The following is a 249-nucleotide window of genomic DNA, read 5'->3' on the forward strand; positions in this document are numbered from 1 at the left end:
CAGCGCATCGATCTGGTCGCTCGTAAGGTCGCTCGGGGCGAAGTTCACCGTGTAGCGGGACGAGGGGTCGGCGTCGCCTCCCGACCCGGAGGAGCCTCCGCCGTCGCCGCGGCTGGTCTCGCCGTCAGTACCCGTCTGCGGCGAGTCCGGCGGAGACGTCGATGAGTTCGGTCTCGGCATCGGCGCCATGGCGAAGATCGCCGAGGAGTTCGCAGCGATCCTGCCCGCCCGAGCCCACGGGAACGGCAG

Annotated in this window: 1 protein-coding gene; it reads right to left on the minus strand. The window is 70.7% G+C overall.

Annotation, left to right across the window (positions count from 1 at the left end; genetic code table 11):
* Positions 1–180: hypothetical protein (locus AMS65_RS20200; protein ID WP_206542017.1), on the minus strand; the 180-nt coding region annotated here is incomplete at its 3' end.
* Between the last annotated feature and the right edge of the window lie 69 nt (positions 181–249).

Origin of the sequence: Leucobacter celer subsp. astrifaciens (genome assembly GCF_001273835.1) — a bacterium.
Lineage (GTDB): Bacteria > Actinomycetota > Actinomycetes > Actinomycetales > Microbacteriaceae > Leucobacter > Leucobacter celer.